Source organism: Actinoplanes campanulatus, from assembly GCF_014647795.1.
Lineage (GTDB): Bacteria > Actinomycetota > Actinomycetes > Mycobacteriales > Micromonosporaceae > Actinoplanes > Actinoplanes campanulatus.
The window spans coordinates 25779-43077 of record NZ_BMPW01000018.1 but is presented as its reverse complement, the minus strand read 5'-3'; the positions used below and the strand labels follow the sequence as shown (position 1 = coordinate 43077).

Here is a 17299-nt window from a genome sequence, read left to right as displayed (position 1 = left end):
GAGAGCATCAGCCGGTGTAGTCGGTGAGGATCTGCTGGTACTGCCGGGCGGTCTCGCTCATGCCGCCCTGCACGCTGACCTTGCCTTGCAGGATGCGGCCGAGCGCGGTCTCGAACGGTGTGTACAACTCGCCGCCCTTGGCGACGGCGGGCCGGGCCCGGGCGATCTGCAGTGCCGGCTGGAACCCGGCGATAGTGCTGTTCTGCTTCACTTCCGCGGTATACGCCGAGACCCGGGTGGGCATGGTGTTGTTCTTGACCGCGACCTCAGCCTGGCTCTCGGCCGAGTTGATGAACTGGATGAAGGCGTGCGCGGCGGCCGCGTTCGGCGAGTCCGCGGACACCACGAGGTTCTGGCCACCGGTCGGCGCGGCCGCGGCACCTGAGCCTCCGGCCGGAACGGGGGCGATGCCGAGGTTGGACGCGTTCTTGAACGCCGGCCCGGAGGTGGCGTCCGGCACGGACCACGGCCCGTTGATCACCATGGCGACGCGTCCCTCTTTGAACGCGGACTGCATGCCGCCGTACAGATCGGCGAAGTTCGGCGCCACGGCCGCCCCGGAGGAGATCAGATCCTGCGCGGTGCGGATCGCGGTGGCGACCTTCGACGAGGTCACGGTGATCTTCTTGTTGTCGGCGTCGACCCAGTCGGTGCCCTCGCCGTACAGGAAAGGCAGGAAGAAGTAGGCGCCGGTGTTGAGGTAGAGGCCGTCGGCGCCGGTCTTGGCCTTCACCGCGCGGCCGGCCGCCTTCAGCTCGCTCCAGGTCTGCGGCGGCTTCGTGACGCCGGCCTTCTTCAGCAGCGCCTTGTTGTAGAGCAGGCCGAGGGTGTCGGTGACCTGCGGGGCGCCGTAGACGTGGTCCTTGACCACGGCGGTGTCCAGCGGACCGGGAAGGAAGTCCGGCGCGTCGTCGAGGGCGGGGGTGCCTTCCAGGGGCGCGATGGCACCGGCCGCGGCGAGGGCCGGGATGGCGCCGCCGTCGATACGCAGCACGTCCGGAACGTCCTTACCGGCCTCGGCCGCCGCGCTGAACTTCGACTGCGCGTCACCGAAGGCGACGTAGACGTGATCCACCTTCACATCGGGGTACTTGTCCTCGAAGGAAGAGATCAACTGCTCGTAGACCGGACCCTCCGTCTTGGGGTCGGCGGTGTCCCAGTAGGTCACCGTGCCCGAGATCCCGGCGGCACGCCCCCCGGCGGACTGGACACCACCAGCCCCACCATCACCGCAAGCGGTGAGCGTGAGAGTGAGCGCGCCTACAGCGGCGACCGCCGTCAGTCCTGCACGACCCACGGTATCCACCAACCCTTCAGGTCGAATAGCCCTCGCCGGGTCCTGCGTTCCGATCCCGGTATCGCGTTGCATCGGCCCTGACAGCCCCGACATGACAAGCCCGCCCCCACTGTGAGCTACTACACTCCGTGGTGATCCAATCACTCTGCGGATCCGTGCGGCCAATGGAGATGACGCCCACGCCGAATGTGCGGACGCCGTGGCCGGGCCACTCACCCGGCCGACCAGACCAGCCAGACATCCAGCCAGCCGGGACTCGGCGAGCTGCAATGGGAGGGACTCGCCGATGAAGGCCGAAGCCACCAGCCACAGCGGGCTGCCGAGCCGCAAATCCACCCGCTCCCCCGTCGCCTGGTTCGCCAACCGTCGCCTGGCAACCAAAATCATGATCACGGTGGGCTCGGTGGCACTGATGGCCCTGGTCGCCTGCGTCTTCGCGATGACCCGCATGGCAAAGCTGAGCGACAGCCTGGACCAGATGCGCTCGGTCAACGTGGCGGGCCAGGAGCGCCTGGACATCGTCCGCGAGGGCGTTCAGCTCGCCAACGGCAATCTCGCGGCGTACCTGGCCGCCCGTGGCATCGACGCCAAGGCGGAGGTCGTCGAGCGGGCCAAGAAGGACGGGGCCGCCCTGGACGAGGCACTGGACGTGTATCGCGCCGGCATCAGCGCCGACGACCCGCGTCAGGCGGAGATCACCGAGTTCAGCCAGGCATGGACGGACTACCAGAAGGTGCGCGACACCTGGGTGTTCGGATCCGGCAGCACGCCCGGCCCGTCGGTGATCCTGCAGCTGCGGCAGACCGCCGACCAGATGGGCGACGCTCTCAGCGCCCTGATGGCCAGCGAACGCGCCAGCGCGGACGCCGCCGCCGACGAGGGCCGTAGCCAATACCGCACCGCGCTGGCCGTCACCATCGCCCTGACCGTGAGCGCGTTGGTACTCGGCCTGGTGCTGTCCCTGCTGATCGCCCGCCCCATCGTCCGCCAGCTGAACGAGGTGGCCGCCGCCCTGCAGGCCACCGCCGAGGGCGACTACACCCACTCGCCGCAGGCACGCAGCAACGACGAACTCGGCCAGATGGCCTCCGCGATGCAGCGCGCCTCCGAGGCCCTGCGCTCCGCCATGACCACCATCTCCACCAGCGTCCGCAGTGTCGCCGCCCACGCCGGCACGCTGTCCGAGACCGGCGCGTCGATCCGGGAGCTCTCGCGGGAGGGATCCGCCCAGGCCGCCACCGTCGCGGAGACCGCCGACGAGGTTTCCCGCAACCTGCAGGTGGTCGCCGCCGGTGGCGAGGAGATGGGCGCCTCGATCCGCGAGATCGCATCCAGCGCCGTCGAGGGCGCCCGGGTCGCCGCCCAGGCGGTGGAGATGGCGGACTCGGCCGGCCGGACGATCGCCAGCCTGGGCACGTCGTCCGCCGAGATCGGCAGCGTGATCGCCACGATCACCTCGATCGCCGAGCAGACCAATCTGCTCGCGCTGAACGCCACCATCGAGGCCGCCCGGGCGGGCGAATCCGGCAAGGGCTTCGCCGTGGTCGCGGGAGAGGTCAAGGACCTCGCCCAGGAGACCGCCAAGGCGACCGAGGACATCTCACAGCGGGTGCAGGCGATCCAGGCCGACACCGAACGCGCGATCGCCGCGATCACCGAGATCAGTGAGATCATCAGCCGGGTCAACGGGCTGCAGGCCACGATCGCGTCGGCGGTCGAGGAGCAGAGCGCCACCACCAGCGAAATGAACCGCAGCGTGGGCTACGCCGCCGCCGGTGGCGCCACGATCGCCGGCAGCGTCGACGGCCTCGCCGACTCCGCCCAGGCCACCGCCCGCGGCGTCGAGGACAGCCAGCAGGCTACGGCCCAGCTGGCCGACCTCACCGAAGAACTCGATGCCATGATCAGCCGGTTCCGCTTCTGAACCGGCGCGGGACGACAAAAACGCCCGGACCGAAGTCCGGGCGTTAACAAGGGTGGAGCTGAGGGGACTCGAACCCCTGACCCCCACACTGCCAGTGTGGTGCGCTACCAGCTGCGCCACAGCCCCTTGCATGATCTTGCGGTGTCCCCGGTGTTTCCCCCGGGCACGCTGGAAATACTACACACCTCCGCGACGACCCTTGCGGCACCCCCCTCAGTTGAGGGAGACGTCCGGCGGGAAGTGGGCGACCGCGGCGAGGATGTCGCCCTGCCGGCGCAGGACCATGGCCCAGAGATCGTCCGGGCGCTCGACGAACGGGTCGCCGGGCAGCGCGTCGAAGACGAACCAGGAGCCGGCGGCGATCTCCTCCTCGAGCTGACCCGCGGACCATCCCGAGTAGCCGGCGAAGACCCGGATGCCGGTGACGTTCTCCCGCATCCGCTCCGGGTCGGCGGAGAGGTCGAGCGTGCCGAGCGCCCCGCTGACCGGGTGGAAGCCGGACAGCCGCTTCTTCACCTCGGGCCGGGTCCGGGCGAGGCAGATGGCCGACTCCGGCTGCACCGGGCCGCCCTCGAACAGGACCGCCGGGTCACCGGCCAGCTCACCCCAGGCGCCGAGGACCTCAGCCACCGGAACCTCGGTCGCGCGGTTGAGCACGACCCCGAGCGCGCCGCCCGTCTCGTGGGCCACCAGCAGCACGACCGTACGGTCGAAGTTGGGGTCCTTGAGGGTGGGCGTGGCGACGAGCAGCCGACCGGTCATCGACTCCACCGACCGGCCTCCGATCCGCTGCTGCTCACCGAACACCTGATTACCGCCGTCCAGTCGACGTAGCCATGTCAGCACATTAGCTTGGCTTTCCGGCCACCGATAAGGTCTGGACATGAACCCGCCACCTACGGCAGCAGAGATCGGCGTCATCGGCGGATCGGGGCTGTACGCGCTTCTCGACAACGCCACCGAGCACGAGGTCGACACCCCGTACGGCCCGCCGTCGGACCGGATCACCGTGGCCGAGGTGGGTGGCCGCCGGGTGGCGTTCCTGCCCCGCCACGGCCGTGACCACCGTTTTCCCCCGCACAAGATCCCCTATCGGGCGAATCTGTGGGCGCTGCGCTCGCTGGGTGTCCGGCAGATCGTGGCCCCGTGCGCGGTCGGTGGCCTGCGCCCGGAGCTGGGTCCGGGCACGTTCGTGGTGCCGGACCAGCTGATCGACCGGACCAGCGGCCGTGAGCAGACGTTCTACGACTCCGGCGCGGTGCACGTGTCCTTCGCGGATCCGTACTGTCCGGTCGGCCGGTCGACGGTGCTGGATTCCGCCGAGCGGGTGAAGGCGGTGGACGGCGGCACCATGGTCGTGGTCGAGGGGCCGCGCTTCTCCAGCCGGGCCGAGTCCCGCTGGTTCACCTCGATCGGCGGCACGATCGTCAACATGACCGGCCATCCGGAGGCTGTTCTGGCGCGCGAGCTGGCCCTCTGCTACACGGCGATCGCCCTGGTCACCGACCTGGACGCGGGAGTCGAGGGCGAGCACGGCGTGACCCAGGAGGAGGTCTTCGGAGTCTTCGCCGACAACACGGCCCGGCTGCGGGATGTCCTGCTCGACGCGGTGGTCAAGCTGCCCACCGAGCGGACCTGTGCGTGCAAGGACGCCCTGGCGGGCATCGAACTGCCGATTCAACTTCCCTGATCTGTACGACCGTACGCGGCGCCGAGTGAGGGCCCGGCGCCGCGGCGACGGGTCAGACGACCGCGCAGCTGGCGTTGTTGAGGGTGAAGGCGCTTGGTTCGGCGGCGCTGCCGGTGTGGGTGCCCTGGAAGCCGAAGTTCTGGGATCCGCCGGCGGTGAGCGTGCCGTTGTAGGAGACGTTGGTGGCGGCGACGGCCCCGCTGGTGGGGCTGACGGTGGCGTTCCAGGCGTTCGTCACGGTCTGCCCGGTCGGCAGGGTGAACCGGAGGGTCCAGCCGTTGACCGCCGCGGTGCCGGTGTTGGTGACGGTGACCGACGCGGTGAACCCGTTGTTCCAGGCGTTCACCGTGTAGCCGACCCGGCAGCCACCGGTCGGCGACGGGCTGGACGCGGAGGGACTCGGCGCCGAGGGGCTCGGTGACGACGGGCTGGGCGACGACGGCGTGGTGGAGTCGAGCCCGAGGAAGTGGACGGCGGCGGCCGCGTCGACCGGCAGGTTGTGGCTGACCCCGTTCATGCTGATCGCCTCCACCGGAGCGGTGTCACCGGTGCCGCCGTACCGGGTCCGGGTGTATCCGCTCTGCGGGGTGTCGGTGAACGACGGCGTCTGAGTGAGACCGTGCACGTTCGTCCACTGGTCGATCTGCTCGCCGAAGTTGGGGTAGCGCAGGATCTCGTCGTTGGTGCCGTGCCACGTCTGCATGCGCGGGCGGCGCCCGCTGTAGCCCGGGTAGGCGTTACGGACCAGGTCACCCCACTGTTGCGGGGTCTTGGTGACGAGGCCGTTGGCGCAATCGCTGTTCCACTCGGAGCCGTTGGTGGTGGCGAAGCACCCGAACGGCACTCCGGCGAACGCCGAGCCCGCGCTGAACACGTCGGGGTAGACGCCCAGCAGGACGTTCGTCATCATCGCCCCGCTGGAGACGCCGGTGGCCACGATCCGGTCCGCGTCGACCGGGTACCGCGCCCGTACGTAATCGATCATCGACTTGATGCCGACCGGGTCGCTTCCGCCACCGCGGGTGAGCGCCTGCGGGGAGGCGACGTCGAAGCACTGGCTGCTGCGGGTCACCGACGGGTAGATGACGATGTAGCCGTACCGGTCGGCGAGCGCGGCGAATTGGGATCCGCTGTAGAAGGCCGGCCCGGTGCCGGTGCAGTAGTGGACGGCCACGAGCAGACCCGGCCGGGGCGCCAGGTTGTCGGGCACGTAGAGGTACATCCGCAGGTTGCTCGGGTTGGTGCCGAAGCCGGTGACCTCGGTCAGCGCGGCCGCGGAGGCGGGCCCGGGAAGGGCGACCGCGCCCAGTGCCGCCATGGTCACGGTGACCAGTGCGGCGAGCAGGAGCTTGAGTCTCTTTCGCATCGGGGATTCCTCGCACTCGGGGTGGGAACGGGGACGCTTCGGTGTGGGGAGCACCCTAAGCATCGACCAGTATTTATCTTCGGCCGTGGCCGCACCAGGGCCGTCCCAGGAGCCGCGCGGGCGGGGAGCGGGGGCGTATGATCCGTCGGATCTCACGCACAGCGACGACCCACGGCCGTCGAAGGGGACCCCCGGTGACTCGACCGCACATCATCCGAACCGTCGGCGCGCGCGCCGCCGCGGCGGCACTGCTGCTGGCTGCCCTGGCCGGTGGCGTCCATCTGGCACAGCGACCGGACTCCGGCCCGAACGCCGCCGGCGCTGCCGAGACCCAACGCCTGCTGGCCGAGCGCGAACGGCAGCACGCCGCGGCGCGGGCCGTCCGCGACGAGGCGAAACGGCTCGCCGAGCAGAAGGCGAGCGCCGTGGTGAAGACCGCCGTCGCCGACGCCCGGGCACTGGAGACCGCCCGGAAGAAGGCGGAGGCGGAGAAGGCGGCCGCCGCCAAGCGGGCCGCCGAGGTGGGCCCGGTGCCCTACACCGGCACGATCCCGGCGGCATGCCGGAGCCTCAGCGGCAGCCGCGAGGTCGGCTGCGCCCTGATGATCGAGGCGGGCTTCGAGTTCAGCGAGTTCTCCTGCCTGAACAAGTTGTGGGACCACGAGAGCGGCTGGAACTACCGGGCCACCAACCCGTCGTCGGGCGCCTACGGCATCCCGCAGGCCTACCCGGGCAGCAAGATGTCCTCGATCGCCGACGACTGGAAGATCAACCCAGCCACCCAGATCAAGTGGGGCCTCGGCTACGTCAAGGGCCGCTACGACTCCCCGTGCGGCGCCTGGAACCACTTCCAGGACGCCGGCTCCTACTAGGCCGGGGTGTAGGTCACCTCGCCACCCGGAGCGGAGACCGTCCCGTCCGCGCTGAAGGTCACCTCCTCTCGGTACGGAGCGGTCGTCCCGGACCAGTTGGACACCTCGGTGCCGGCGACCTCGGCCCGGCCCGCCGTGCCGGTGACGACGAGCAGGCGTCCATCGTTCGAGACCAGCCGGTACTCGGGATACTCGATGATTCTCCACTGGACGTCGCGCACCTCCATCCAGTGGTAGGCGGAGAGCGGGCAGCTCGGCGGGGAAAGGGTGACTGCTTCGGCGCACCCGTCGATGAAGGCGCGGACCTTCTCATCGACAACCGACTCCACGCCGTCTTTGATAGCCAGATCGAGCACCGCCACGGCCCGGCCGTCGCCCTCCTCGGTCGTGGCTCCACCTACCCGGACGGCCGGTTCGCCGGCCACCCACAGCGGATGCTCGGAGAGCCCGACCCTGTAGGTCCCGGGGAAGGCGGCCACGGTCGCGGCCCCGCGCTCCGAGTCCAGAACGACCTCGCGGCCTGCAACCAGAGCCTTGTCGACGCCGGGCGCCACCACGTCGAGTACCTCGACCCCGTCCATGATGCGCCACCGGCGGAAGAACCCGGCCGTCGCCGTATACCCGGAATCGGCGTAGCCGGCATCCGGCGGCTCCAGGTCCAGCGTCTCCAGCACTCGCAGGGCGGCGGGTGGCTCGTACCCCTCGGCGTGGAGCGTCTCCGCGGTCAACAGTGCGTACTCACCCGCGCCGCCCTCGACCATCCTGTTGAGGACGCCCTCGGCGTCCCGGTCGGCGAGTGCCGAGAAGTACCCCCTCACCGTCCGTTCCGGGGAGAACAGCGTGGCATCGACAACCAGGATCCCGCCCACCGCCAGCAGCAGCACGCCGAGAGCGGCGGCCACGGCGATCAGCGGCCTGGGTGTCCGGGCCGGCCGAACAAAGATCCGGTCCGCCGCCTCGGCGGTGATCGCTCCGCCGGCCAGCCGCCGCCGAAGCAGCCAACGTGAGGGCGTTTCTCAAGCTCAGGCAACCATCCGAGAACTCCGGGCGGTTCGCGGCATTCGACGTTCGCTTGCCTGGCTGCTCAAGTACGTGCTCCTTGCCCGGCACGACACCATGCGCAATCTGTTCGCCAGCCCACGACCAGTCGCGGGCGCCCTGCCGATCCGGTCCTGCGTTGAGCACGTAGCGACCATCGATGAGCTCAATGGAACGAACCGTCGTCTGCTCGGTGAACTCCGGCTCAGCAGGGTTCACGGATGCCTGATCGACGGGACGAACTCCGAGCGGCGGAGCGCCTGCGGCGCACGCTCGGACAGGCTGGACACCGTCGGCAACCGCCTAGAATGAAGACCCTGAGCGCACCATGCGGAGAGACCTCAATGATGCGAACGCTGACCGCCGCGGTTCACCAGGAAGAAGACTGGTTCGTTGCCCGCTGCCTGGAACTTGACGTGGCCAGTCAGGGCGAGACGCTGGATGAGGCGCTTGCAAATCTCCGTGAAGCGGTAGAGCTCTACCTGGAGCAGGTCACTCAGCCGCAGATCGAGGCGACGCCGTTCGTAACCGCGTTCCAGATCGCCTCGGTCGCATGAGCCCGGCTCTGGCCGATCTCCCTCTCCGCAAGGTGGTAGATGCCCTTCGAAGGGCGGGGTTCGTCCATGTCCGCACCAAAGGCAGCCATGCCGTCTACCAACATCCAAGCGGTCGAGTCGCAGTGGTTCCCCAGCACTCCACAGTCAAACGCGGAACGCTCGCCTCGATCCCCCGCCAGGCCGGCCCGACCACAGCCGAATTCCTCCAGCTCCTGCGGTAGACCCAAGCTAACGGGATCATCGTCGACCTCAAGCCGCCGCGCGCAATGCGCCCAACAGCGGACCGCGACCGAACCATCCCGCCACCACCGCAACGCAGGGTTTCCAGGGCTGGACCCCAGGAGCAGAACCAACCGAAACGCGTCCTGTTCGCGCTCTCCGCGAACAAGGGGCCGCCAGGGAGTAGAGGTTCCCCCCCCCGCCTACTCGAACCCCACCGAGGAGGTACATGCGCTTCGCGCGGTCCTTGGTGAATGCTACGCGGGTCCGCGCCGGACGGGCTGGTCGAGCGTACGTCAGGACGTACTCTTGTAAGTACCACACCCGTCGAGCGAGGGATCCGTCATGAAGGTGCTGACAATCAGCGACGTCCGTAAGAACTTCGCCGCCGTCGTGGACGCCGTGATCGACGACGCCGAAGAGTGCGTCATCCCTCGCGGCGGCGGCAAAGCAGTCGTGATCGTCTCGCTCGACGAGTGGAACGCCGTGAACGAGACGCTGCACGTCCTGGGCTCTGCCACGAATGCACGCCGCCTGCTGGAGAGCATCGCCCAGGCCGACGCCGGGCTGCTCGAGGAGCACCCGCTGCTGGGCTCCGATTCGCCCGCTTCCGAGCCCGGCAAGGAGGCAGCATGAGCTTACGCGTCGTCTTCACGCCCAACGCGTGGCAGGACTATGACGGTTGGCTACGCCGCGACATGAAGATGGCTCGCCGCATCAGCAAGCTGATCATCGACGTTCAGCGGGATCCGCCGGGAACCGGGATCGGCAAGCCGGAGATGCTGAAAGGCCCGCTGTCCGGGTGGTCGTCCCGCCGCATCAATGACGAGCACCGGCTGATCTACCGAGTTCGCGGCAATGACCTGGAGATAGCCGCCTGCCACGGCCACTATCTGGACAAATAGCATGCGGCGCCTCGGACGCGACTGCGGTCCGGTCCGGTGACATCAGCCCGTACGTCGCGTCCGATGGCCTTGCCGGGTTGATGGAACCGTGGGTCAATCACGCGTCAGAAACGAAGCGGCGCCGCCCAAGGGGCGGCGCCGCTTCAGGCTCGAGTAACGAACCCTCTCGTGGAGCTGACAACCGCTTACTTGAACCTCGGCGAGCGGGTTGCACAACTGCGGACGGTCGTCGACCGATAACCGACTGGACCCCACCGATCACTCCAAGGCCGGGCTAACCTCTTAGCTAAGGAGGCCGTCATGTCTGATGCAGCCGCGCAGTTCAATATCCACGACGCGAAAACGAACCTCTCGCGGATCATCGACCGCGTCGAGCACGGCGAAGAGATCATCATCAGCCGGGCCGGCACACCCGTCGCCAAAGTGGTCCCGCTCATTCGCAGGGTCGACAGGGTCGGCAGGGGCTCCCTCGCCGGGCAACTCGTCGTAGCAGACGACTGGGACTCCGCCGAGGTGAACGAGTCGATCGCACGGGATTTCGGCCTCGTATGAGCCTGCTCCTCGACACTCACGTCGTGCTGTGGTGGCTCACGGACGACCCCACGCTCGCCGCCGAGATCAAGGATCGACTCGACCACGACCCAGACGTCTACATCAGCCCGGCGACAATCTGGGAAGTGGCCATCAAGCAGTCGCTCGGCAAACTGGAGAACCCTGCCGATCTCGCCGAGCGTATCCGCGACAGCGGCTTCCGGCACCTGAACATCACCGCCGAGCACGGCATCGTCGCCGGGCGGCTTCCGCTGATCCACCGAGACCCGTTCGATCGGATGCTCATCGCCCAGGCCCAGGTAGAACACCTGACCCTCGTCACTCGCGACGCGCACATCCACAAATACGACGTGTCCGTCCTACCCATCTGACACGGCCACCGGTTCCGCGCCCCCGGAAGCAGACAAACCGTAACGGCCCCCGGGCCGACGGGCCGACGTGCTCAAGCCGGTCGACGAGACCGGGTTCTCCGCCAACGCCTCGGCCCGGTACGGCCTGGCCGCCATCCCATGCCTAGCCCTGATCGGCGACAAGCTTCCGGGCTGACGCCACCAGGTGATCCAGGACCGCGAGGGTGAGATCAGCCAACTGGCACCGGTCCACCCTCGTGACGTCCAGAGTCAGCTGGGTCGCAAGCCGCCGGTTCCAGTCGTTTCGGAACACCGGATGCAATCCGCTGAGGTCGCCGTTGCGGAACTCCTCCAGCACAGCGGCGTCAGCGGGTTGGGCCAGGCCACCGTGCTCGTTGGCGGACAGCGCCTGGCCCAGCCCCGGCCGGCCCCGCTCGGTGAGCATCCGCTGGATCGCCGACAGCGCCAGGGCCGGCAGCAGCGCCACGGCCAGGTCATGCGCCTTACGCCGGGCCTCGACCGCGGTCCCGTCACCCACGTCGACCTGCACACACGGCCGAAACAGCCACCGGGCCGCCGGGTTCTTACGCCCCTCGGAGCGCACGTCCACACCGATCCACGCGTCCGGGTCGCCGTTCGGGTGCCGCCGCCAGGCCAGGAACATCGGGTTGCCGGGATTCGTGCGGGTCGCCTCGGCCTGCCCGTCCCGCTCCCGCAGTGCCCGATCGAGGTCGAGCGCGACACGGCGGGTGACGAGATCAGGCACATACCAGCCCCGGGACTCGCCGATGACGCCCTCGGCCTGCTGGTCCCAGCTCTCGAACAACCCGGCGATCTCCCCGCCGAGCCAGGCGGCATGCGGATCACTGCTGTCGCGCCACGCCCCGTAGAGCTCGACAAGCCCGACCGCCCGCCACGGATCCGGCGGCACATCGCCACGATCCAGAGTGCAGTAGAAGAGCGCAGCCGAATGTTTCTCCGCCCACGCCCGATACCGGTCGAGCTGATCCCCGTGCTCGGTCGACGCGCCCTTCAACTCCAGGACCGCCACCGGACGGTCCGCCCGGTACACGACCAGGTCGAACCGGCTCCGCGCGGCCTTGCCCTCACGCCGGACCCGGTACTCCCCGTCCGGCAGCCCCAGCACCCGGACCAGCGGCGCCGGATCCCGCTCGAACAGGAACGCCAGCAGATCACTGGCACTGTTCTCATTGGCGATCAGGCGGCCCAGCGCCTCGGTCTTCTCCGGCACTTCAAGATCATAAAACCGTTTCGATGGTACGACCCACCCCTCAATATGGCACCGGAGGGTGGTCCCGGAGCCGGCTCGTCGTGACCAGATCAGCGTGTAGGGCTTCACCGAGGTCTTCAATGCCTCGTACCCGCTCCGCTTGCCGAGCGCCGGAACCATCCGCATGCCAACAAACGCTGGCTACGCCACCCCAATACTGAACGCTGCTCTTCAACCCACACGAGCTTTACCGGCAGGCGCGCAAGGACCCGCCGCATGCTCGACCAAGCCGTCTCCCGAAGCATTATCTCGATGAGGAAGGGAACGGCCCGCATGTTACGACCGATGAGCCGGCCGACCTCCTGTCTCCGCTGGTCGACCAGGCCAGAAACGAAAGCGGCACCGCCCTGGTGAGCGGTGCCGCTTCGGGTTCGGGTAAGAACCCTCTTCGTGGAGGTGCCGGGAATCGAACCCGGGTCCTTCGTTGCTTTGTCAGGGCTTCTCCGAGCGCAGCTCACTATGTCCCTACTCGGCCCTCCGACTCACGTGAGCAAGTTCGGACGACGGGCCCAGTCACTGATTGATCTCACCGCAAGGGCCCCGTGACCGGGACCTATTGGCCAGCCTCCTAGCTGATGCCGGCAGCTGGGACGGAGGCGCTCCCAGACCGACAGACCACGCTACTTGCCTCAGGCGGCGAGAGCGTACTGGTCAGCGTCAAACTTTTCGTTGGCGCTTATAAGTTTCCGACGACCGATTCTCGAGACGACGTCGGCTTCCTCGGCTCGCTTCCCCTGTCTCCACGTACGAAGTCGAAACCAGTCACCCCCATGTCCATGTCACAGCCTCGCAATCTTAGCTCACCCGGCAACTGCCGCCACCGATGGCACAGGTGACCGGCTTCACCAGGTCGTTCCGGTCCTTCTCGGCCTGGAAGCCGACGCTGACCGAGGACCCGCCGGCGAGCGACTTCCCGCGCAGGGTGACGGTGTTCCCGCTGATGCTGGCCGTGGCGTTCCAGGCGCCGCGCAGTTCGATCCCGCTGCCGGAGGGGTAGGACAGCGTGACGGTCCAGTCCCGCGCCGACGTGCCGTTGTTGGTGACCCGCAGCGCAGCGATGAAGCCGTCACGCCAGGAGGCGCTGGTGGAGTAGGTGACCGACAGGTCGGCGGCGGCCGGGGATGAGCTGGTGCGCGACGGCGACGGGCTGGGCCGTCCGGTGCTCTTCGACGGCGAGGGCTTGGCCGAGGTGGAGGGCGACCGGGACGGGGACGGCGACAGCGACAGCGACAGCGACGCCGAGGGCGACGCCGAGGCCGACCGCGACACGGACGGCGACGGGGACGGCGCGGACGACACCGGCGACGACTCGGTCGTGGGGCTGCTGGCGGGCAGCGAGCCCTCGGCCGCCTGGAGATCGGCGGTCGGGAGGACCAGCAGCGGATCACCCGGCTCGGCGGAGCCGCCCGAGCGGAACGCGATCCAGCCGACCAGGGCCAGCAGGACGGCGGCGGCCAGACCGAGGACCGATCGGGCCAGGATGAACTGACGTGCGGCGTGCTTCGACAACGGGCGGGTCTCCCTCGGGATAGGGGAAGATCAGCGGCAGGTGATGATCAGCGGTGGATGATCAATAGGCCGGGCCGGGCAGAATACCCCGTCAGTCCATGCCCTTCGCACGGCGGCCCATCGCCCGGTTGATCTCCCGCTGGGCGTCCCGGCTGGCCATGTCCTGACGCTTGTCGTAGCTCTTCTTGCCCTTCGCCACCCCGAGTTCGACTTTCGCGTACCCGTTGTGGAAATAGACCGCGAGTGGCACCAGGGTGACGCCGTCGTCGCGCATCTTTCCCAGCATCTTGTGGATCTCTTCGCGGTGCAGCAGCAGCTTGCGGGGGCGCCGGGGCTCGTGGTTGGTCCAGGTGCCCTGCGTGTACTCCGGGATGTGCATGCCGTGCAGGTAGATCTCACCCTCCCGCTCGTGGCCGAACGCGTCGACCAGCGAGGCGCGCCCGGCGCGCAGCGATTTCACCTCGGTGCCGGTGAGGACCATGCCGGCCTCGTAGGTGTCCAGGATGGTGTAGTCGTGATACGCCTTGCGGTTGGAGGCGACGAGCTTGCGGCCCTGTTCGCGTGGCATGACCGCGGACCTCCCGTTTGTGTGAACCCGAACGGAAAGAGTACCCGGGCTTCAGCACAGGCAGCCGGGCAGGTAATAGAGCGGATTGCGGGGCGCGCCACCGAATCGCGTCTCGAAGTGCAGGTGCGCCCCGGTGGAGGCGCCGGTGCTGCCCACCCGGCCGATGATCTCGCCACGACGGACGTACTCGCCGACCGAGACATAGATTTTGGACTGATGTGCGTAGCACGTGGTGAACCCGTGCCCGTTCATCCGTCCATGGTTGATGCACGTGTACCGGCCGTAGCCGCCGTTCCAACCCGCCTGGATCACCCGTCCGGACGCGGCGGCCCGGATCGGGCTGCCCGAGCCGGCCGCGAAGTCGGCGCCGGCATGCAGTTGCCACACCCGGTAGTAGGGGTCGTAACGGTTGCCGTAGTCGCTGCTCTTCCAGCCGTGGACGGGCATCAGCAGGCGGCCGCCGGAATAGCGGCTGCCGACGCCGGACCGGTTCTCCCAGCCGCGCATGGCGGCGCGGACCCGGTTCTCGGCGCGCACCGCGGCCCGGTACTGGGCCAGCACTCCAGCGCGTTGTGTCTCGGCGGCGCGCAGCGCGGTCCGCCGGGCCAGCACCAGCTCGTTGACTTCCTGCTGGGCGCGGAGTGCGGAGGCCTGCGCGCTCCGCGCCGCCCGGAGCCGGTCGGCGGCGGCGGCCTCGGCGGCCTCGGCGGTCCGCTTCGCGGCGCCGGCCCGGTCCTGCGCGATCCGGGCGGTCCGGCGGGCCACGGTGAGCGTACGGACCTCGCCCTGCTCCTGGTGCATGAGGTGTTCGACCAGTCCGAGGCGGTCCATCAGATCCTGCGGCCCGGTCGCCTCGGCGAGCAGGTTGAGCCGGTTGAAGGTGCTGCCCATGTAGCTGACGCGGGCGATCTCCTCGACCCGTTCCCGGGCGGCGTCGACCCGGCCGGCGGCGGCCGTGTACTCGTCGGCGACCCGCTGATGACCGGCCCGGGCGGTGTCGGCCTGCCGCCGGGCGGTGTCCGCCTCGACCCGGGTCGCGATCACCACGCCGCGCGCGGTGGCCACCCGTTGCTGAGCGGCCGACAGGGCGGCGGTGGCGCGGGCCAGGCTGCTCGCGGCGGTCCGGGCATGGGCGCCGGCGCTCTCCAGGAGCGCCTCGGCACGCCGGACGGCGCGGGCCGCGTCGTCGGCCGGATCGGCCGCAGCGGGCACCGGCACCGCCAGCATGAACCCGAACAGGGCGAAGAGGCAGAGGCAGGCGGCGATCAGGCGATCAGGTCGGCAATACCCCACGGCGCCACGCTACCCCGACTAATCATCCGCAAAGCCCCAAATCGCCCGATGGCCGCAACCCTGGACAGGGTTGCGGCCATCGGGACTTACACGTACTTGTGCGGCGTCAGACCTTGAGGTAGAAGCGCAGCGTCACCCAGGCGGTGACCGCACTGAACAGCGAGGCGACGCCGGCCAGCAGCGGCAGCATCAGCCACACGTTGCCGTTGGGGATCGGCGTGAGGATCGTGGCCAGCGCCTGAAGCTTGGTGTCCAGCACGATGATCTTGCTGACGAAGAGCGCCACGAAGCCGAGGATCGAGCCGATCAAGCCGGCGACCACCGCCTCCAGCACGAACGGCGACTGGATGAACCAGTTCGACGCGCCGACCAGTTTCATGACCGCGACCTCGCGCCGCTTGCTGTACGCCGCCACCTGAATGGTGTTACCCACCAGCAGGAGCGCCGCGACCGCCATGAAGCCGGCCACCACCAGCGCCATCACCTGGATCGAGTTGAAGACCTTGAAGACCTTGTCGAGCAACTCGCGCTGGTCGATGATCTGCCGGATGCCGGGCTTGCCCTCGACCGCCTTGGCGAACTCGGCGTACTTCTCCGGGTTGCTCAGCTTGACCCGGTACGACTCCGGCAGGCTGTTCGAGCCGACCGCGTTCACGAAGTCGGGCGTGTCGGCCCAGAGCTTCTGGAACCGCTTGAGAGCGTCTTCCTTGCTCTCGTAGGTCTTGGAGATCACCAGCGAGCTGCTGTCGATGGCCTCGTCGATCGCCAGCTTCTGAGGCTCGGTAACGTCGTCGGTCAGGAAGATCGAGACCTCGATGTTGCCGTAGTAATACTCCTTCATCTGGTCGACCTGCATATACAGCAGCACGCTGGCGCCCAGCATGGTCAACGAGACCGACATGGTGATGATCATGGCGATCGTCATCGTGACGTTCCGCCACAGGCCCACCAGGACCTCGTTGAGGATGTACTTCACGCGCATCGGGGGGATCCTTCCAGGACTCCGCGTGTCACTGCTTCAGCTTTCCGTACGTGGGCGGAGCAAGGCCTACCCGTAAACACCGCGCGCCTGGTCCCGGACGATCCGTCCGCTCTCGATCTCGATGACGCGGCGGCGCATCTGGTTGACGATGTTGGAGTCGTGCGTGACCATCACGACGGTCGTACCGGTCCGGTTGATCCGGTCCAGCAGACGCATGATCTCGATCGAGGTGTCCGGGTCGAGGTTACCCGTGGGCTCGTCGGCCAGCAGGATCAGCGGACGGTTCACGAAGGCACGGGCCACCGCGACACGCTGCTGCTCACCACCGGAGAGCTCATGCGGGTACCGGTGCTCCTTGCCGCCGAGGCCGACCAGCTCCAGGACCTCGGGCACGACGCGCCGGGCGACGGCCTTGGTCTTGCCGATCACCTCAAGGGCGAAGGCGACATTCTCGTACGCCGTGCGGTTGGGCAGCAGCCGGAAGTCCTGGAACACGCAGCCGATCGAGCGGCGGAAGTGGGGAACCTTCCAGGACCGCAGAGTGGTCACGTCCTTCTGATTCACCACCACCTTGCCACGGGTCGGGGAGACCTCGTGCAGCAGCAGCTTGATGATCGTCGACTTACCGGAACCGGAGGGGCCGATGAAGAAGACGAACTCACCCTTCTCGATCCCGACGCTGACATTGTCCAACGACGGCCGAGACGCCTTTGGGTACGTCTTCGTCACGTTCTCGAGCAGAATCACGGGACTGGAGTCTACGCGGTGTAACGAAATCGCCAACCCCACCGGGGTCGGGAATATTCACGAGCTGCGGTAACACCGGGAACGGGCGCAACCCGGCCTGACCCAGCGTTCAGGTCAGGTTGCGCACGGTCACGGATCA

Annotated in this window: 19 protein-coding genes, 1 tRNA gene and 1 other RNA gene; 9 read left to right on the top strand and 12 right to left on the bottom strand. The window is 68.4% G+C overall.

Going from position 1 to position 17299, the window contains the following annotated elements:
- Positions 1-7: 7 nt before the first annotated feature.
- Positions 8-1168 carry an extracellular solute-binding protein gene (locus IEZ13_RS30635; protein ID WP_203834136.1) on the bottom strand — a complete coding sequence of 387 codons (1161 nt, stop codon included), beginning with the start codon at positions 1166-1168 and terminating at the stop codon, positions 8-10.
- 415 nt (positions 1169-1583) lie between these two features.
- On the opposite strand from IEZ13_RS30635, the gene IEZ13_RS30630 reads away from it, so the two are divergent.
- Positions 1584-3221, top strand: a complete 1638-nt coding sequence (locus IEZ13_RS30630; protein WP_183224936.1) for a methyl-accepting chemotaxis protein — start codon at positions 1584-1586, stop codon at positions 3219-3221.
- A gap of 53 nt (positions 3222-3274) precedes the next feature.
- Here IEZ13_RS30630 and IEZ13_RS30625 read toward each other — a convergent pair.
- Together IEZ13_RS30625 and IEZ13_RS30620 are read right to left on the bottom strand one after the other, a co-directional pair.
- Positions 3275-3347, bottom strand: a tRNA-Ala gene (locus IEZ13_RS30625).
- An 87-nt stretch (positions 3348-3434) separates the two neighbouring features.
- On the bottom strand, positions 3435-3983 hold the full coding sequence (locus IEZ13_RS30620) for a YqgE/AlgH family protein (RefSeq protein WP_183224984.1): 549 nt from the start codon (positions 3981-3983) through the stop codon (positions 3435-3437).
- A gap of 121 nt (positions 3984-4104) precedes the next feature.
- Here IEZ13_RS30620 and IEZ13_RS30615 point away from each other — a divergent pair, with 121 nt between their 5' ends.
- A complete protein-coding gene (locus IEZ13_RS30615) occupies positions 4105-4911 on the top strand; it encodes an S-methyl-5'-thioadenosine phosphorylase (RefSeq protein ID WP_183224937.1) in 807 nt (268 codons plus the stop codon).
- 52 nt (positions 4912-4963) lie between these two features.
- Here IEZ13_RS30615 and IEZ13_RS30610 read toward each other — a convergent pair whose 3' ends face one another.
- Entirely contained in the window at positions 4964-6277 is a 1314-nt protein-coding gene (locus IEZ13_RS30610) for an extracellular catalytic domain type 1 short-chain-length polyhydroxyalkanoate depolymerase (protein WP_183224938.1), read from the bottom strand.
- Between the two features lie 194 nt (positions 6278-6471).
- On the opposite strand from IEZ13_RS30610, the gene IEZ13_RS30605 reads away from it, so the two are divergent.
- Positions 6472-7149: an aggregation-promoting factor C-terminal-like domain-containing protein gene (locus tag IEZ13_RS30605; protein ID WP_229795249.1), complete on the top strand. Its 678-nt coding sequence runs from the start codon at positions 6472-6474 to the stop codon at positions 7147-7149.
- Here the strand turns inward: IEZ13_RS30605 and IEZ13_RS30600 are convergent.
- Positions 7146-8051, bottom strand: coding sequence for a hypothetical protein (locus IEZ13_RS30600; protein WP_183224939.1), 906 nt, complete (start codon positions 8049-8051; stop codon positions 7146-7148). The genes IEZ13_RS30605 and IEZ13_RS30600 overlap by 4 nt on opposite strands.
- 480 nt (positions 8052-8531) lie before the next feature.
- Between IEZ13_RS30600 and IEZ13_RS30595 the strand changes: the two genes are divergently transcribed.
- The 6 genes from IEZ13_RS30595 (at position 8532) to IEZ13_RS30570 (ending at position 10791) form a co-directional block, all read left to right on the top strand.
- Positions 8532-8744 carry a type II toxin-antitoxin system HicB family antitoxin gene (locus IEZ13_RS30595; protein ID WP_183224940.1) on the top strand — a complete coding sequence of 71 codons (213 nt, stop codon included), beginning with the start codon at positions 8532-8534 and terminating at the stop codon, positions 8742-8744.
- A complete protein-coding gene (locus IEZ13_RS30590) occupies positions 8741-8965 on the top strand; it encodes a type II toxin-antitoxin system HicA family toxin (RefSeq protein ID WP_183224941.1) in 225 nt (74 codons plus the stop codon). Before IEZ13_RS30595 ends, IEZ13_RS30590 begins: the two co-directional genes overlap by 4 nt.
- Before the next feature lie 343 nt (positions 8966-9308).
- Complete coding sequence (locus IEZ13_RS30585; RefSeq protein WP_183224942.1) at positions 9309-9599, top strand: type II toxin-antitoxin system Phd/YefM family antitoxin; 291 nt, start codon at positions 9309-9311, stop codon at positions 9597-9599.
- Positions 9596-9868: a Txe/YoeB family addiction module toxin gene (locus IEZ13_RS30580; RefSeq protein ID WP_183224943.1), complete on the top strand. Its 273-nt coding sequence runs from the start codon at positions 9596-9598 to the stop codon at positions 9866-9868. The genes IEZ13_RS30585 and IEZ13_RS30580 overlap by 4 nt, the downstream gene beginning before the upstream one ends.
- 300 nt (positions 9869-10168) lie before the next feature.
- Positions 10169-10420: a type II toxin-antitoxin system Phd/YefM family antitoxin gene (locus IEZ13_RS30575; RefSeq protein WP_183224944.1), complete on the top strand. Its 252-nt coding sequence runs from the start codon at positions 10169-10171 to the stop codon at positions 10418-10420.
- Positions 10417-10791 (top strand): type II toxin-antitoxin system VapC family toxin, encoded by a 375-nt coding sequence (locus tag IEZ13_RS30570; RefSeq protein WP_183224945.1) that lies wholly within the window; start codon positions 10417-10419, stop codon positions 10789-10791. The genes IEZ13_RS30575 and IEZ13_RS30570 overlap by 4 nt, the downstream gene beginning before the upstream one ends.
- Before the next feature lie 142 nt (positions 10792-10933).
- Here IEZ13_RS30570 and IEZ13_RS30565 read toward each other — a convergent pair whose 3' ends face one another.
- The 7 genes from IEZ13_RS30565 to ftsE all read right to left on the bottom strand — a co-directional run bounded on the left by IEZ13_RS30565 (position 10934) and on the right by ftsE (position 17160).
- The gene (locus IEZ13_RS30565) at positions 10934-12022 is read right to left on the bottom strand and encodes a hypothetical protein (protein ID WP_183224946.1); all 1089 of its coding nucleotides are present in this window, start codon (positions 12020-12022) and stop codon (positions 10934-10936) included.
- Between the two features lie 427 nt (positions 12023-12449).
- Positions 12450-12831: a transfer-messenger RNA gene (ssrA, locus tag IEZ13_RS30560) on the bottom strand.
- Between the two features lie 25 nt (positions 12832-12856).
- The gene (locus IEZ13_RS30555) at positions 12857-13570 is read right to left on the bottom strand and encodes a cellulose binding domain-containing protein (RefSeq protein ID WP_183224947.1); all 714 of its coding nucleotides are present in this window, start codon (positions 13568-13570) and stop codon (positions 12857-12859) included.
- Between the two features lie 91 nt (positions 13571-13661).
- Entirely contained in the window at positions 13662-14138 is a 477-nt protein-coding gene (gene smpB / locus IEZ13_RS30550) for an SsrA-binding protein SmpB (RefSeq protein ID WP_183224948.1), read from the bottom strand.
- A gap of 51 nt (positions 14139-14189) precedes the next feature.
- Positions 14190-15431: a M23 family metallopeptidase gene (locus tag IEZ13_RS30545; protein WP_229795247.1), complete on the bottom strand. Its 1242-nt coding sequence runs from the start codon at positions 15429-15431 to the stop codon at positions 14190-14192.
- Positions 15432-15537: 106 nt separating this feature from the next.
- Positions 15538-16413, bottom strand: a complete 876-nt coding sequence (gene ftsX / locus IEZ13_RS30540) for a permease-like cell division protein FtsX (protein WP_183224949.1) — start codon at positions 16411-16413, stop codon at positions 15538-15540.
- Positions 16414-16479: 66 nt separating this feature from the next.
- A complete protein-coding gene (ftsE, locus tag IEZ13_RS30535) occupies positions 16480-17160 on the bottom strand; it encodes a cell division ATP-binding protein FtsE (RefSeq protein ID WP_183224950.1) in 681 nt (226 codons plus the stop codon).
- Positions 17161-17299: the final 139 nt, after the last annotated feature.

What these genes read in the sequence shown, in the direction of transcription:
- IEZ13_RS30595 (WP_183224940.1), top strand. Translation starts at nt 8,532, where the DNA reads ATGATGCGAACGCTGACCGCCGCGGTTCACCAGGAAGAAGACTGGTTC.
- IEZ13_RS30570 (WP_183224945.1), top strand. Translation starts at nt 10,417, where the DNA reads ATGAGCCTGCTCCTCGACACTCACGTCGTGCTGTGGTGGCTCACGGAC.
- IEZ13_RS30620 (WP_183224984.1), bottom strand. Translation starts at nt 3,983, where the DNA reads ATGACCGGTCGGCTGCTCGTCGCCACGCCCACCCTCAAGGACCCCAAC.
- smpB (WP_183224948.1), bottom strand. Translation starts at nt 14,138, where the DNA reads ATGCCACGCGAACAGGGCCGCAAGCTCGTCGCCTCCAACCGCAAGGCG.
- IEZ13_RS30615 (WP_183224937.1), top strand. Translation starts at nt 4,105, where the DNA reads ATGAACCCGCCACCTACGGCAGCAGAGATCGGCGTCATCGGCGGATCG.
- IEZ13_RS30630 (WP_183224936.1), top strand. Translation starts at nt 1,584, where the DNA reads ATGAAGGCCGAAGCCACCAGCCACAGCGGGCTGCCGAGCCGCAAATCC.
- ftsX (WP_183224949.1), bottom strand. Translation starts at nt 16,413, where the DNA reads ATGCGCGTGAAGTACATCCTCAACGAGGTCCTGGTGGGCCTGTGGCGG.
- IEZ13_RS30610 (WP_183224938.1), bottom strand. Translation starts at nt 6,277, where the DNA reads ATGCGAAAGAGACTCAAGCTCCTGCTCGCCGCACTGGTCACCGTGACC.
- IEZ13_RS30575 (WP_183224944.1), top strand. Translation starts at nt 10,169, where the DNA reads ATGTCTGATGCAGCCGCGCAGTTCAATATCCACGACGCGAAAACGAAC.
- IEZ13_RS30580 (WP_183224943.1), top strand. Translation starts at nt 9,596, where the DNA reads ATGAGCTTACGCGTCGTCTTCACGCCCAACGCGTGGCAGGACTATGAC.
- IEZ13_RS30590 (WP_183224941.1), top strand. Translation starts at nt 8,741, where the DNA reads ATGAGCCCGGCTCTGGCCGATCTCCCTCTCCGCAAGGTGGTAGATGCC.
- IEZ13_RS30585 (WP_183224942.1), top strand. Translation starts at nt 9,309, where the DNA reads ATGAAGGTGCTGACAATCAGCGACGTCCGTAAGAACTTCGCCGCCGTC.